This is a genomic window from Candidatus Hamiltonella defensa 5AT (Acyrthosiphon pisum) (genome assembly GCF_000021705.1).
Lineage (GTDB): Bacteria > Pseudomonadota > Gammaproteobacteria > Enterobacterales > Enterobacteriaceae > Hamiltonella > Hamiltonella defendens.
The window spans coordinates 1,819,053-1,833,833 of record NC_012751.1; the positions used below are offsets into that span (position 1 = coordinate 1,819,053).

General features: G+C 44.6%; 14 protein-coding genes. 9 read left to right on the top strand and 5 right to left on the bottom strand.

Annotation, left to right across the window (positions count from 1 at the left end; translation table 11 throughout):
- Position 1 precedes the first annotated feature (1 nt).
- The 3 genes from cyoB (at position 2) to HDEF_RS08985 (ending at position 3,495) form a co-directional block, all read left to right on the top strand.
- A complete protein-coding gene (gene cyoB / locus HDEF_RS08975; RefSeq protein ID WP_015874334.1) occupies positions 2-1,993 on the top strand; it encodes a cytochrome o ubiquinol oxidase subunit I in 1,992 nt (663 codons plus the stop codon).
- A gap of 389 nt (positions 1,994-2,382) precedes the next feature.
- Positions 2,383-2,817 (top strand): hypothetical protein, encoded by a 435-nt coding sequence (locus HDEF_RS08980; protein WP_015874335.1) that lies wholly within the window; start codon positions 2,383-2,385, stop codon positions 2,815-2,817.
- Positions 2,818-2,976: 159 nt separating this feature from the next.
- Entirely contained in the window at positions 2,977-3,495 is a 519-nt protein-coding gene (locus HDEF_RS08985) for a hypothetical protein (protein WP_015874336.1), read from the top strand.
- Positions 3,496-3,907: 412 nt separating this feature from the next.
- Here the strand turns inward: HDEF_RS08985 and HDEF_RS12265 are convergent, their stop codons facing one another.
- Complete coding sequence (locus HDEF_RS12265) at positions 3,908-4,090, bottom strand: hypothetical protein (protein WP_148207020.1); 183 nt, start codon at positions 4,088-4,090, stop codon at positions 3,908-3,910.
- A gap of 933 nt (positions 4,091-5,023) precedes the next feature.
- Between HDEF_RS12265 and ltrA (HDEF_RS08995) the strand changes: the two genes are divergently transcribed.
- Positions 5,024-6,208, top strand: coding sequence for a group II intron reverse transcriptase/maturase (ltrA, locus tag HDEF_RS08995; RefSeq protein WP_015874338.1), 1,185 nt, complete (start codon positions 5,024-5,026; stop codon positions 6,206-6,208).
- A 76-nt stretch (positions 6,209-6,284) separates the two neighbouring features.
- Here ltrA (HDEF_RS08995) and ltrA (HDEF_RS09000) read toward each other — a convergent pair whose 3' ends face one another.
- Complete coding sequence (gene ltrA, locus HDEF_RS09000) at positions 6,285-7,967, bottom strand: group II intron reverse transcriptase/maturase (RefSeq protein ID WP_012738021.1); 1,683 nt, start codon at positions 7,965-7,967, stop codon at positions 6,285-6,287.
- A 619-nt stretch (positions 7,968-8,586) separates the two neighbouring features.
- On the opposite strand from ltrA (HDEF_RS09000), the gene HDEF_RS09005 reads away from it, so the two are divergent.
- The 5 genes from HDEF_RS09005 (at position 8,587) to HDEF_RS09020 (ending at position 11,355) form a co-directional block, all read left to right on the top strand.
- Positions 8,587-9,051: an HNH endonuclease gene (locus HDEF_RS09005; protein WP_015873489.1), complete on the top strand. Its 465-nt coding sequence runs from the start codon at positions 8,587-8,589 to the stop codon at positions 9,049-9,051.
- Positions 9,052-9,136: 85 nt separating this feature from the next.
- Complete coding sequence (locus tag HDEF_RS13400; RefSeq protein ID WP_234810980.1) at positions 9,137-9,304, top strand: transposase; 168 nt, start codon at positions 9,137-9,139, stop codon at positions 9,302-9,304.
- Positions 9,305-9,414: 110 nt separating this feature from the next.
- Entirely contained in the window at positions 9,415-9,900 is a 486-nt protein-coding gene (locus HDEF_RS13405; protein ID WP_234809398.1) for an IS5 family transposase, read from the top strand.
- Between the two features lie 175 nt (positions 9,901-10,075).
- Positions 10,076-10,891: a DUF2800 domain-containing protein gene (locus HDEF_RS09015; RefSeq protein ID WP_015874339.1), complete on the top strand. Its 816-nt coding sequence runs from the start codon at positions 10,076-10,078 to the stop codon at positions 10,889-10,891.
- A 110-nt stretch (positions 10,892-11,001) separates the two neighbouring features.
- Entirely contained in the window at positions 11,002-11,355 is a 354-nt protein-coding gene (locus tag HDEF_RS09020; RefSeq protein ID WP_044612388.1) for a DNA polymerase family A protein, read from the top strand.
- Here the strand turns inward: HDEF_RS09020 and HDEF_RS12865 are convergent.
- The 3 genes from HDEF_RS12865 to yidC form a co-directional block, all read right to left on the bottom strand.
- Entirely contained in the window at positions 11,307-11,657 is a 351-nt protein-coding gene (locus HDEF_RS12865) for a site-specific integrase (RefSeq protein ID WP_015874341.1), read from the bottom strand. The genes HDEF_RS09020 and HDEF_RS12865 overlap by 49 nt on opposite strands.
- Positions 11,647-13,023: a tRNA uridine-5-carboxymethylaminomethyl(34) synthesis GTPase MnmE gene (gene mnmE / locus HDEF_RS09025; protein WP_015874342.1), complete on the bottom strand. Its 1,377-nt coding sequence runs from the start codon at positions 13,021-13,023 to the stop codon at positions 11,647-11,649. The genes HDEF_RS12865 and mnmE overlap by 11 nt, the downstream gene beginning before the upstream one ends.
- 113 nt (positions 13,024-13,136) lie before the next feature.
- A complete protein-coding gene (yidC, locus tag HDEF_RS09030) occupies positions 13,137-14,780 on the bottom strand; it encodes a membrane protein insertase YidC (RefSeq protein WP_015874343.1) in 1,644 nt (547 codons plus the stop codon).
- Position 14,781 lies beyond the last annotated feature (1 nt).

Here is a 14,781-nt window from a genome sequence, read left to right on the forward strand (position 1 = left end):
AATGCTCGGGAAACTCACCTTTGACGCGATCCCTATCCATGAACCTATCATCATGGTGACCTTGGCCGTCATTATGGTGTTGGGTCTGTCGCTGTTGTCGGCGATAACGTATTTTGGTCGATGGACATGGTTATGGAGGGAATGGCTGACTTCTGTGGATCATAAAAAAATTGGCATCATGTATATTATCGTCGCCATGGTCATGTTGTTACGGGGATTCGCCGATGCCATTCTGATGCGTAGCCAGCAGGCACTCTCTTCTGCAGGCGAAGCGGGTTTTCTGACCGCTCATCATTATGATCAGATTTTTACTGCTCATGGCGTGATCATGATTTTTTTTGTGGCGATGCCTTTAGTGATTGGTTTAATGAATCTGGTGGTGCCCTTACAGATCGGCGCCCGAGACATGGCTTTCCCCTTCCTCAATTCTCTAAGTTTTTGGCTTTTTGTGGCGGGAGTGGTTTTAATTAACCTGTCTTTAGGCATCGGCGAGTTTGCTCAAACAGGCTGGCTGGCTTATCCGCCTTTATCCGGTAAAGAATACAGCCCTGACGTGGGGGTAGACTATTGGATATGGAGCTTGCAGATTTCTGGGATGGGGACTTTGCTTACGGGCATTAATCTTTTTACGACCATCCTGAAAATGCGCGCGCCTGGCATGTCAATGATGAAAATGCCTGTCTTTACCTGGACTTCATTCTGCTCAAACATCTTGATCATTATTGCCTTCCCTATTTTAACTGTCACCATCGCCTTACTGACACTAGATCGCTACCTGGGCACCCATTTCTTTACAAATGAACTGGGCGGTAACATGATGATGTACATCAATTTAGTCTGGGCCTGGGGTCACCCTGAAGTGTATATCCTCGTGCTGCCTGTGTTTGGTATTTTTTCTGAAGTCACGGCCACCTTTTCAAGGAAACGGTTATTCGAGTATACCTCCCTGGTGTGGGCAACGATTGTCATTACTTTTTTAGCCTTTATTGTTTGGCTCCACCATTTTTTTACCATGGGCTCTGGGGCGAATGTCAACGCCTTCTTCGGGATTGCGACCATGATTATTTCTATCCCTACCGGGGTGAAAATTTTCAATTGGCTCTTTACTATGTACCAAGGACGTATTCATTTTAACTCAGCGATGTTATGGACCCTGGGTTTTATCGTCACTTTTTCTGTGGGCGGAATGACTGGGGTATTACTGGCGGTGCCGGCAGCGAATTTTGTGTTGCACAATAGCCTCTTTTTGATTGCGCACTTTCATAATGTGATTATTGGAGGCGTCGTGTTTGGCTGTTTTGCCGGCCTCACGTATTGGTTTCCCAAGGCGTTTGGATTTACCTTAAATGAAAAATGGGGCATCAGGGCATTTTGGTTTTGGCTGATCGGTTTCTTCGTCGCCTTTATGCCCCTATACGTGTTGGGCTTGATGGGGATGACCCGTCGTCTGAGCCAAAATATTAATCCCCAATTTCATCCTCTGTTGATGGTAGCCGCAGGAGGTGCTGTTCTGATTGCCTTTGGTATTCTCTGCCAGTTGATCCAAATTGTCGTCAGTATCCGTGATCGTGAAAAAAATCGGGATTTAACAGGAGATCCGTGGGGAGGGCGTACCCTGGAATGGGCGACCTCCTCTCCTTCGGCTTTTTACAATTTTGCGGTGGTGCCAGAAATCAAAAGTCGTGATGCGTTTTTTGACATGAAAGAGAAGGGAGAAGCTTATCCACGTCCAGAAAAATATGCAGAAATACATATGTCTAAAAATAGTGCAACAGGGATCATTATTGCCGCTTTTAGTGTCATTTTTGGTTTTGCCATGATTTGGCATATCTGGTGGCTGGCGATAGTGGGGGTGATAGGGATGGGTGCCACCTGGATTGCAAAAAGTTTCGACCAAGATGTGGATTATTACGTGCCCGTTTCAGACATTGAGCGTATTGAAAATGAACATCATGAATATCTGAGTAAAGCGGGTCTGAATCAGGTCAACTGAATCTCTTATTACCAATAACGTCAGCCAAATTTTGGGGGTCATCAGGGTGAATTTTTTTAATACGATAGAACTATGGTAGTTGACTGATCCGTGCCAGATGCTCAACTCACTGGTTTAAAGTCGAAAGGGGTCAATTTTTGTCGATCGCTCACCAGCGCTGTCAAAATACCCACCACGTCCGGTCCTCACCTAGGGTAATGAGTTATTTTAATAGATGCTTAAACTTGAATGTTTAAAAATCCGGCACAAAGTCAATGATGTTGCATTTAAGTACAAATCTGTAGCTGTAGATTAAGGTCATTCAGCCCGCTTTGACTGAACTTCAACATCTTAGGACTGCGCCGCATCGGTTATGGATGTAACACAGTATCCCACGAGGAGAATGCCCCATGCCCCATGCACAAAACACATCCGAATCGACATTAGCCATCTCTGGAAAGGACCCACAGACAAGTATCAGTCGAGATATTTCAACAGACACCCATGACGACAATGAGAGTAAAAGATTACCCCTTAAAAAGAGGAGGAAGTTAAAGAATCTCGCGGACGAAGAAACCCCTTCACTGAGCAGAGAGCGGGTGAGCTCACCAGCAGAAACAGAGAAGGGCCGCGCATTAACCCATAAAGAAATTGAAAAGGAGGGTGAGTCCTCTTTACGCTTACATCAGCCGCCCTCAACTTCGCCAGAGGCGGATTTAGCCGCCTCTATGATTTTTCGCCCAAGCCGGTGCCACAGACCCTGCCCAGCAGGGGGATATCGTCTCCATCACAGTCTTATCCTTCCTGGCGTCCCAAGGGCGCCGCCCGGCAACATCCAAAAATAGAACACCTGAACCTATGGCTAAAGATGACGGAGCTTGATCGCCAGAGAATGAAACCCATCCATTTTTCAGATCAACATCGTCTGGAGACCATCAGTACCGGAAAACTGCTCTCCGTTTATCGCATGCGGATAAATTCGCTGGAAAGGGAAAAAAGCCAATATGGAGATCGGCGAAACATCTGTCATCATCACGCGAACCGCAAAACCGAAGCGGAAAGACAAGAACACGGGCCGGCGAGTGAAAGTACAGCCAGGCGTAGCTCTGACGCTCAGACTGGTTGCGGTTCGCCTTACCGATACTGACGGTAATTTTATCGGACGCTGGACGCTGCTCACAAACGTAAGCCGCGAGAGCATCAGCGCAGAAGTCGCTCGCTGGTATTACTGGCGCTGGAGTATCGACTCCTTTTTGAAGCTGCTCAAAGGGGCTGGACATGACGTAGAAAAATGGCGTCAGCTTAGTGCTGGAGCTGTGCTACGCAGGTTATTGATAGCCAGTATGGCATGTGTACTGGTATGGAGACGACAACGCTCTGAAGACGACGACAATGTAGCCGCCCGTCAGTTAATTTGTCGATTATCCGGACGACAACAAAAACGAGGACGAATAGAAAGCGCTCCAGCTCTGCTCGCAGGACTATCCATCTTACTCAATACCTTGACTTTATTAGCAGAATAGACCCCTGAAGAACTTGCTCATTTCGCGATGGCGGTTCTTAACCCTACATGATCTGTAGATAACTATGATTTAGGGAAGGGCGATGATACTTTTGTTGACCTCAGTTCTGGTGGGTATGAGATCATAGGGGGAAAGGAAACGATGCGATTTCTCTCGCATCAGGCGATAACAGCGTGACAGGGGGCCCAAGCCAAGACAGGCTGGTGGAATTAGGCCGGGGCGATTACGTATTATTTTGCACAAGGAGACGGCGCCGACACAGTGAGGGACCAAGGCGGGGGAATTTCACCCGCCATCGGGGCAGTTTCCTCCTACACAAAAAAGAAAATGAAAGACCTCTATTATACCCAAATAACCACATTATCTCTCTTCAAAATGTTCGGAACAACATTGAGTATACTCACTTCCTCTGCTAAAACCTCAATATCATCCAGTTGACTTCTGTTGATAGTCCTGTTTGAACAGGCACAGCCCTGTGCGCGGTTTGTTGCTGATGCTTGAGCGCGGTGGTTATAGAGACGCCCAATAAATCCGCCTCTTTCGCCGGCTCTGAGAGCCCCAGCTTTGTTCTTACCTCTGCTGCCGAGACTTTCAAGACCTAATGGTAGCAGCTTTTCTAAATTTGTCGCTAATGCGGTCACATCTTCCTTTTCAAGGATGAGGATACGGATAGGGTTAGCCGGTGGCGTTTTATAACGATGGACTCACGTCTTTTTAATCATGCCACCTTCAGCAGGGACCGGTTCTTGTTGGTATTGACCCGAGAAACCACAGGAAGCCGCCTAAAGCGACCCACTCATTAATGGTTAATCACGCCATGGTGGTCACAGCAGACGCAGTATAAGTCGCTGCCACGGTGGCTTTTTCAATCATGACCTAGATAGTGTCGTCACGTAATAAAAAATCAGTTATGATTAAGGGAATAAAAATCCTTGTTGAGAGAATGTGTGCGACGTGAAAGTTGCACCACAGAAGTCCCTTGAAAAAGGGTAAGGTTGATCCGAAACCTTATTGCCACTTACTCGGTGCAAGAGGAGTAATTCTCTTGTGCTAAGCGAGAATGAAAGCCTAACTAAAGTATTAAGCTGAATAAGAAATAGGGGCAAGGCAAAACTGAAATGGGTTGAATAAAGTGAATCTCCGTTATTAAAATGTCGTAAGCAAGTAAAACACGAAATCAGATGTGACGTGTTATGGGGAAGTTTAACGACAGTTAGAAACGGGTAAAGAAGAGTGTTCGTTCTTTACGACGGATCCCGTTCCCCGGCATAGAGGAGGCAGCCCACTCAATGTATCTTCATGGTGTGAAACACGGTAACCCCATTAATCTTTTAGTGTTGATGTAAATACTAAGAGACAGTGGGCATAAGACGTTCCAAAAAGCGAAGGCAATCAGCCGAAAGGCAACTGGAAATCATAACAGGATTGATAGAGGTAATTACTTTACTCTGAAAAGAGGCTGACGTGGAACGGGTGACTTACCCATATAATCCTTTACCAAGGTTATGAATTGATTTAGAAGAGTTAGATGCCTATGGCAAACGTAATAAATCAAAACTATGAACAACAACTGGAATGGCATGCTATTAACTGGCGTGTTGTGACAGCCATGATTAATAATCTAAGGCAAAGAATATATAGGGCTTCAGCAACAGGTGACTTAAAGAAAGTCAGAAATCTGCAAAAACTCATGATGAAATCAAGAGCTAACCATCTTCTGGCTATCAGGAAAGTCACTCAGGTCAATCGGGGAAAACACACGGCTGGAGTAGATAATCAGGTAATTAATGACCATAAAGGACGAGAACATCTTTATAAGTTATTAAGCCAAACAACTTCAGAAAAGGTTTATCCAGTAAAACGAGTTTACATAGCAAAAAAGAATGGAAAAAAACGCCCTCTTGGGATCCCAACCATTCTCGACCGCTGTAGACAAGCGATAGTTAAATCGGCGCTGGAACCTTATTGGGAAGCAAAATTTGAACCAGTCAGCTACGGATTTAGACCGGGGCGAAGTGCCCATGACGCAATACAAAAAATTTTCTGTATTGCCAGAGCACGAGGGACACGGCACTGGGTACTAGATGCAGATATTAAAGGCGCATTTGACAACATTGACCATAATTTTCTCATAAAAAAAATCGGGGGATTCCCCGAAAGAAACATGATTAAACAATGGTTACAAGCCGGTGTGCTGGAACATGGCAACTATATACCCAATGTTGCAGGTACTCCGCAAGGCGGGATTATCAGTCCACTACTGGCCAATATTGCACTCCACGGAATGGAGACCTTACTGGGTATTCAATACTGGAAAAACGGCACGCCAAAACAAGGGCAACCTTATGCAGTAGTTCGTTATGCGGATGATTTTGTCGTATTCGGTAAATCCCGTGAAGAGTGCGAAACTGCCAAAATAAAGTTGCAAATTTGGTTAGCTCAGAGAGGGTTAGCTCTTTCTGAAGAAAAAACCAGTATCAAACACTTGAAGGAAGGATTCGACTTCCTGGGATTTAATATACGACATTATGACAATCGCCACAGAAAACGGGGATATATATTGTTAACGAAGCCCTCAAAGGAGTCGATGAAAAGGTACAAACAGCAAATGAGAATGACCTGGAAAGGTATTATCGGTATGCCGACACAAGAAGGAATAAGACAACTGAATGCCAAGATAATAGGATGGTGTAATTACTATCGTATTGATTAGGTAAGCAGGCCGCAAGTGCCCACTCCCTCAAGAACCGTACGTGCGAGTTACCCCGCATACGGCTCACGCAACTTACTCACTTCAACATTTTTCCTTTTTTGCTATGTAATTGTCTGTGGCAATTAGCATGTAACAATCTTAGATTAGCCAGCTTGTTGTCACCCCCTTCAGCTTTAGGCTGAATATGATGAACATGCAATTGTTCACCATTGTCCAACTCTTGATCACAGAGAGGACAATAACCTTTCTGTCGCTTATAGAGGTTAACTTTGACACCGTAAATAAAAGGCTGTTTACGTGCCTGCCTATTACGCCAATAGTCACGCAATTCCGGATTGTCGGGGGAAGCATTTTTTGGAACTAGCCAATGACGCTGTATTTTTGTCCATGCATGCTTCCAAAGAAATCCACCGGTTGATTTATCCATAAATACTGAATAGTCTTCTCTACCTGGTATCTTGCCTAAGTAGTGTTTTCTTCGCCACCACCAGTGTTTATTGGGATGACGTCGATACAAATATCTACGTTGGCGGATCCACATCCATTGGTCTAATGCACTGAATGTTCTTTTTGAAGCACCAATACGATAGTAATTACACCATCCTATTATCTTGGCATTCAGTTGTCTTATTCCTTCTTGTGTCGGCATACCGATAATACCTTTCCAGGTCATTCTCATTTGCTGTTTGTACCTTTTCATCGACTCCTTTGAGGGCTTCGTTAACAATATATATCCCCGTTTTCTGTGGCGATTGTCATAATGTCGTATATTAAATCCCAGGAAGTCGAATCCTTCCTTCAAGTGTTTGATACTGGTTTTTTCTTCAGAAAGAGCTAACCCTCTCTGAGCTAACCAAATTTGCAACTTTATTTTGGCAGTTTCGCACTCTTCACGGGATTTACCGAATACGACAAAATCATCCGCATAACGAACTACTGCATAAGGTTGCCCTTGTTTTGGCGTGCCGTTTTTCCAGTATTGAATACCCAGTAAGGTCTCCATTCCGTGGAGTGCAATATTGGCCAGTAGTGGACTGATAATCCCGCCTTGCGGAGTACCTGCAACATTGGGTATATAGTTGCCATGTTCCAGCACACCGGCTTGTAACCATTGTTTAATCATGTTTCTTTCGGGGAATCCCCCGATTTTTTTTATGAGAAAATTATGGTCAATGTTGTCAAATGCGCCTTTAATATCTGCATCTAGTACCCAGTGCCGTGTCCCTCGTGCTCTGGCAATACAGAAAATTTTTTGTATTGCGTCATGGGCACTTCGCCCCGGTCTAAATCCGTAGCTGACTGGTTCAAATTTTGCTTCCCAATAAGGTTCCAGCGCCGATTTAACTATCGCTTGTCTACAGCGGTCGAGAATGGTTGGGATCCCAAGAGGGCGTTTTTTTCCATTCTTTTTTGCTATGTAAACTCGTTTTACTGGATAAACCTTTTCTGAAGTTGTTTGGCTTAATAACTTATAAAGATGTTCTCGTCCTTTATGGTCATTAATTACCTGATTATCTACTCCAGCCGTGTGTTTTCCCCGATTGACCTGAGTGACTTTCCTGATAGCCAGAAGATGGTTAGCTCTTGATTTCATCATGAGTTTTTGCAGATTTCTGACTTTCTTTAAGTCACCTGTTGCTGAAGCCCTATATATTCTTTGCCTTAGATTATTAATCATGGCTGTCACAACACGCCAGTTAATAGCATGCCATTCCAGTTGTTGTTCATAGTTTTGATTTATTACGTTTGCCATAGGCATCTAACTCTTCTAAATCAATTCATAACCTTGGTAAAGGATTATATGGGTAAGTCACCCGTTCCACGTCAGCCTCTTTTCAGAGTAAAGTAATTACCTCTATCAATCCTGTTATGATTTCCAGTTGCCTTTCGGCTGATTGCCTTCGCTTTTTGGAACGTCTTATGCCCACTGTCTCTTAGTATTTACATCAACACTAAAAGATTAATGGGGTTACCGTGTTTCACACCATGAAGATACATTGAGTGGGCTGCCTCCTCTATGCCGGGGAACGGGATCCGTCGTAAAGAACGAACACTCTTCTTTACCCGTTTCTAACTGTCGTTAAACTTCCCCATAACACGTCACATCTGATTTCGTGTTTTACTTGCTTACGACATTTTAATAACGGAGATTCACTTTATTCAACCCATTTCAGTTTTGCCTTGCCCCTATTTCTTATTCAGCTTAATACTTTAGTTAGGCTTTCATTCTCGCTTAGCACAAGAGAATTACTCCTCTTGCACCGAGTAAGTGGCAATAAGGTTTCGGATCAACCTTACCCTTTTTCAAGGGACTTCTGTGGTGCAACTTTCACGTCGCACGTGCTTCAAAAAGAACATTCAGTGCATTAGACCAATGGATGTGGATCCGCCAACGTAGATATTTGTATCGACGTCATCCCAATAAACACTGGTGGTGGCGAAGAAAACACTACTTAGGCAAGATACCAGGTAGAGAAGACTATTCAGTATTTATGGATAAATCAACCGGTGGATTTCTTTGGAAGCATGCATGGACAAAAATACAGCGTCATTGGCTAGTTCCAAAAAATGCTTCCCCCGACAATCCGGAATTGCGTGACTATTGGCGTAATAGGCAGGCACGTAAACAGCCTTTTATTTACGGTGTCAAAGTTAACCTCTATAAGCGACAGAAAGGTTATTGTCCTCTCTGTGATCAAGAGTTGGACAATGGTGAACAATTGCATGTTCATCATATTCAGCCTAAAGCTGAAGGGGGTGACAACAAGCTGGCTAATCTAAGATTGTTACATGCTAATTGCCACAGACAATTACATAGCAAAAAAGGAAAAATGTTGAAGTGAGTAAGTTGCGTGAGCCGTATGCGGGGTAACTCGCACGTACGGTTCTTGAGGGAGTGGGCACTTGCGGCCTGCTTACCTAATCAAAATGAATCTAGCCCATCGCCGTCACGATATATCGGATCATGTTTGGAGTCTGCTGGAGCCTCATCTACCAGGAAGAAAAGGGTCTTGGGGAGGAATAGCCCGAGATAACCGGCAGTTTATTAATGCTGTTTTCTGGATATTGAGAACTGGTGCCCCTTGGCGTGATTGACCGCCGGATTACGATGGTTGGAAAAATACGCATCGCCGGTTTTGCCGCTGGCGTGACAAAGGGCTATGGGAGTCTCTCTTGGAAGCACTGATTGTGGAGCCGGATTTTGAATGGCTGATGATCGACGTCACGCACAGTCAAGTTCACCCTCACGCGTCAGGGGCAAAAGGAGGTCATCAGAATATGGGGAGCACAAAAGGGGGCTCAACAGCAAGAACCATTTGGCCGTGGATGCGCATGGTATGCCGGTCAGAGTTTTTATTACATCAGGTACCACAGCAGATTGTATACAGGCTGAAAACTTGATTGAAGGCATCAAAGCAGAAAATTTGCTGGCTGATAAGGGCTATGATAGCAATCAAATTCTCAGACAGGCTACAGAGGCTCATATGCAAGGGGTGATTCCCCCTAAAAAGAATCGGAAAATTCAACGTGAATATGATAAAGCCCTCTACAAACATCGACATCTCGTGGAGAATTCTTTTCTGCATCTCAAGCGCTGGCGGGGGATTGCTACTCGTTATGCAAAGAATACCGCCTCTTTTCTCGCTGCAGTACAAATACGCTGCCTTGCCCTATGGCTCAATATTTCATGACGACACTATCTAGTCCTTACGCATGAGTTCAGTGACTTTAGGAATGACTTTTTCAGCACTACGACCCACGACATACCCTCCCAAGCCAATTTGAAGTAATGTCTATGCTTCCTGTGCCAATCTGAATTGAGTCAAACCGAACGTATCAGCCACCAACAGACCCAGGAAAGTCAACATGCTGAGGGGGCGCCAATTGCGCTGTATCCAGCTTACCCCATCTGCTTCGGCAGTGATGGGCAAGGGCGTCAGGGTAGAGGCAGAAAACAACCCGCAAGCCCTGCTCTATGCCTTAGGTGCCCTGAATGAATATGAATTCATCTTCGATCACATCACCACCTTCAAGCTGGCGATGGTTCAGCCTCGTTTAGATCACATCAGCGAACACGAGATAAGCCGTGATGAGCTGCTGGTTTTTGGTGAACAAGCCAAAAAACGGGCGGCACTGGCATTAGCACCCCATGCGGATTTCAGGCCAGACCCGAAAGCGTGCAAATTCTGTCGTGCAAAGGCGCGTTGCCGGGCACTGGCAGCGCGCAGCTTGCAAGTGGCGGCTCAAGAATTCCAGAACGTTGTCACCCCCATCGCTCTCAAAGATATCACTCTGTTAAATAACAGAGACATTGCCGCGCTCCTGCCTCAATTGAACATGATGGCTGACTGGATCAAGTCAGTAGAAGCCACGGCATTGCAGGAACTTGAGCAGGGGCGAGATATCCCTGGCTACAAATTGGTGACAGGCCGAAGTATTCGAAAGTGGCGTGATGAGGCACAGGCAGAACAAAGCTTACGCAAGACCCACCTGAAAGTGGCCGAAATATTCACCCAAAAGTTAGTCAGCCCTGCCCAGGCAGAAAAATTACTGGGCAAAAAGCACCCGCTACTGGATGAACTGGCCATCCATCCACAAGGTAAGCCAATTCTGGCACCGGAATCAGATAAGCGACCTGCACTGAGGTCCTCTGTTGAAGAGGAGTTCAAAAAGGTGGCTTAACCGAATGGCGCAATGAAGAAATCACCCAGATAACCCATCGCCATCTCACTAATGTCAGCCAACGCCATCGATTGATGGACTACATTAGCCACGATCTGGGCTACCCCTTGATGCAGTTTGATAAGGCGATCCTGGGGGAAGTACTGAAAGATGACACACTCCCCGATACCGACAGACGTTTGATTGAGATACGCCAACAACTGGGCAAAACCAGCACAGCCAAATATGCAGCCCTAAAAGCACTGGTCATGAACGATCACAGGGCACATGGCCTGTTAATGTACCACGGAGCCTCCACAGGGAGATGGAGTGGTCGCCATTTCCAGCCACAAAACCTCCCCAGGCCCTCATTCAAAAATACGGACGTGTGCATTGAGTTGTTTCAATATCAAAATGCTCAATTATTGGAAATGATTTACAACGATTCTATGGAGGCATTGAGTTCTTGCTTACGCGCAAGGTAAGCGGTTGATGGTGTCTGATTACTCAGCGATTGAAGCTCGGGTTTTGGCATGGCTGGCAGGTCAGCAAGCTGTAAAACGGCAAAAGTATGACGCCCTGAATGAAAAGTGATGTGTTTAGTAATACCTGCACGAAGCGACCACTGTAACAACGCTGTATTATGCCAAGCCGAATACCTTAGCCCTTTAAAAACTTTTTGGCTTCGCTCTTGCGGTTTACCCATAAGTTCATAGGCTCTATTGCTAATATCAAGGTACTGACCCAAAGTAATAGACCGGCCTAAATGATTATTTTTACTTCCCAATACAAAAGCTGGAAAAAATTATTCCTAATAAATCGTTAGAACTGACCTGACCTGTTATTTCACTCAGAACCTGTTGTGCCAAACGCAATTCTTCGGCTAAGAGTTCGCTCAAAAAATTTCCCGATGACCATTTTTGTCTAGCGGATAAAAGATACTGTGCCGCATTTTCTAGTGCCTCTAAGTGCCTCCGGCGCGCTAAAAATCCTCCCTCCATATTGCCTGAAAAACCCATTGTTTGTTGCAGATGTTCCCGCAAAAGATCAATCCCTTCGCCTGTTCGAGCAGAAAGAGAGATGAATGTGCCTTCCTCGGTTTCAGTCAATGCAACATCTTCACCTGTGATATCCGACTTATTGCGTATCAGAGTGATAGGCAAACGAGATCTGGATAAACGTGCCTCCCATTCTGGCCAAAGTGGATAGATTGTTTTTTCTGAGCTTGTGCTTCCGTCAACAATGAATAATATTCTGTCTGCTTGCTCAATTTCATTCCAGGCTCGTTCAATACCTATTTTTTCAACTGGATCTTCCGTTTCTCTAAGCCCCGCTGTATCAATGATATGCAAAGGCATGCCATTAATCTGAATCTGTTCTCGCAATACATCACGGGTTGTGCCTGGTATCTGAGTCACGATAGCCGTTTCCCTGCCTGTGAGCGCATTCAATAAACTGGATTTACCTACGTTTGGACGGCCCGCTATCACTATTTTCATTCCCTCACGTAACAGCTGACCTTGGCGAGCTTCCGAGCGCACTTTATCTAAATCATGAATCACCCTATCTAATTGAGTTTCAATCTTGCCATCAGATAAAAAATCAATTTCTTCATCAGAAAAATCCATTGAAGCTTCAATATAGACTCTTAAATAAGTGAGCGATTCTATCAATTGATTAATACGTAAAGAAAAAGTGCCTTTGAGAGAATGTAGAGCGCAACGGGCAGCTTGCTCGGTACTGGCATCAATGAGATCCGCAACAGCTTCCGCTTGAACCAAGTCTAATTTATCATTCAAAAAGGCCCTTTCAGAGAACTCCCCCGGACGAGCAATACGAACACAAACATCAGGCAGATTTAAAATCGCTTTGAGTAATAAGTCCAGAATAATAGGGCCCCCATGCCCTTGTAGCTCTAAAACATCTTCACCTGTAAATGAATGGGGCGCAGGGAAATATAACGCAATACCTTGATCTAAAATATTCCCTTCGGGATCCTTAAATGCAAGATACTCGGCGTAACGCGCACGAGGCAATTTACCCAGTATCTCTTTCGCGACTGTTTTTGTGGCACACCCTGAAATACGCAAAATCCCTATACCACCACGTCCGATAGGGGTGGCTTGGGCTACGATGGTGTCAGTGTGACTCATGCGAACCTCGGTTTAGAATCTCTTGTGTATCATTGATACATCAAAAGCAGATTGAGCTTGTTCTAAAAAATAAGGTTGTCTATTGGACCGCTCAATAAAGTATTTATTTTAAATTATTTCTTTTTATCACGGTTATGTAAGCCTCGACTTTCCAAACCACGATAAATTAATTGCTGCTGTATAATGGTAACCAGATTACTCACGATATAGTAAAGCACTAATCCTGAAGGGAACCATAAAAAGAACACAGTGAAGATCACGGGCATAAAGTTCATGATCTTTTTTTGCATGGGATCTGTGATGGTACTTGGGGACATTTTTTGAATAAAATACATGGTCAGCCCCATCAGTATTGGTAAAATATAGTAGGGATCCTGAGCAGATAAATCGTGAATCCATAGGATAAAGGGCGCGTGACGGAGCTCAACAGAACCCATCAACATGTAATACAGCGCCAAAAAGATCGGCATTTGAATGATCAAAGGCAAACACCCACCGAGTGGATTCACCTTTTCAGATTTATACAATGCCATCATCTCTTGACTCATGCGTTGTCTGTCATCCCCTATGCGTTCGCGCATCTCTGTCAGCTTAGGCTGTAACATCCGCATCTTGGCCATGGAAGTATATTGTGCTTTGGTTAAGGGATACATGATCCCTCTGACAATAAAGGTAATCAGGATGATAGAAAGCCCCCAATTACCGACAAAACCATGGATAAATTTCAATAATTTAAACAACGGCTGTGAGATAAACCAGAGCCAGCCATAATCTACAGTCAAGTCAAGATGAGGTGCAATCACCGCCATCTTATCCTGTAGCTCGGGGCCCACCCATAAGGTCGCTGATAATTCCTTTTGCTCGCCAGGATTGACCAGGACAGGAAGGCTTTTAAAACCCGAGGCGACCAAACCATGGCCTAGGTGACGAGAATAAAAATCATGAGTTTCACCGGCGTTAGGGATCCAGGCTGTCGCAAAGTATTGCTGTAGCATGGCAACCCATCCCCCCTGAGTCGTGATATTTAAATTTGCATCTTCAATATCACTAAAGCTGTACTTTTTATATTTATCTTCTTTAGAAGAGTAAGCGGCGCCTCGATACGTATGTAAAGCAAAATTACTGCTAGCGGTATCACGATGTTTAGGAAGCTGAGTACTTTGTTTTAATTGACCAAAAAAATTGAACTCCAAGGGAGTACTGGAAGCATTGTTTATCCGATAAAGCACACGAATCGCATAATCATTACGTTTGAGGATAAAAGTTTTGGTCAATACCAAGCCGTTTTTATCCGTAAAAGTCAGAGGGATCTGCAATTCATTTTGACCTTCAGGCAATACAAAATGAGGCTGTTTTACGGAATAAACAGGGCGATGGCCATTGAGAGGATTATCTGGGCCATTTTTCCCAGTGAGTCCACTTTGAGCTTCATAAACAAAATCTGGTGTACTTTCGAGCAACTGAAAGCTTTTCTTTGAGCCTAAAGTATCTGGATATGCAAGAAGGTTTGCTTGTTGAATATCTCCCCCTTGTGTATCGATGGTCAATGACAACACATCTGTTGTGACAGTGATTTTTTGCCCTTGAGTATTGGAGAGCGGCACCAGGGTTGAAGTCTCTGTTCCATTATTATTAGTCACAAGGGCAGTACCATTTTCAACCGCTTTCAGCGGATTATGATCGACTTGCCAGGTTTGCCAGATCATAAAAGAGACGAAAAAAAAAGCGATAAGTAGAAGATTACGTTGTGAATCCATC

Coding starts and splice junctions, on each gene's coding strand:
- ltrA (WP_015874338.1), top strand. CDS start 5,024: ATGCCTATGGCAAACGTAATAAATCAAAACTATGAACAACAACTGGAA.
- HDEF_RS13405 (WP_234809398.1), top strand. CDS start 9,415: ATGGCTGATGATCGACGTCACGCACAGTCAAGTTCACCCTCACGCGTC.
- ltrA (WP_012738021.1), bottom strand. CDS start 7,967: ATGCCTATGGCAAACGTAATAAATCAAAACTATGAACAACAACTGGAA.
- HDEF_RS09020 (WP_044612388.1), top strand. CDS start 11,002: ATGCAGTTTGATAAGGCGATCCTGGGGGAAGTACTGAAAGATGACACA.
- HDEF_RS08985 (WP_015874336.1), top strand. CDS start 2,977: ATGGAGATCGGCGAAACATCTGTCATCATCACGCGAACCGCAAAACCG.
- HDEF_RS09015 (WP_015874339.1), top strand. CDS start 10,076: ATGCTGAGGGGGCGCCAATTGCGCTGTATCCAGCTTACCCCATCTGCT.
- mnmE (WP_015874342.1), bottom strand. CDS start 13,023: ATGAGTCACACTGACACCATCGTAGCCCAAGCCACCCCTATCGGACGT.
- cyoB (WP_015874334.1), top strand. CDS start 2: ATGCTCGGGAAACTCACCTTTGACGCGATCCCTATCCATGAACCTATC.
- yidC (WP_015874343.1), bottom strand. CDS start 14,780: ATGGATTCACAACGTAATCTTCTACTTATCGCTTTTTTTTTCGTCTCT.
- HDEF_RS08980 (WP_015874335.1), top strand. CDS start 2,383: ATGCCCCATGCACAAAACACATCCGAATCGACATTAGCCATCTCTGGA.
- HDEF_RS09005 (WP_015873489.1), top strand. CDS start 8,587: ATGTGGATCCGCCAACGTAGATATTTGTATCGACGTCATCCCAATAAA.
- HDEF_RS13400 (WP_234810980.1), top strand. CDS start 9,137: ATGAATCTAGCCCATCGCCGTCACGATATATCGGATCATGTTTGGAGT.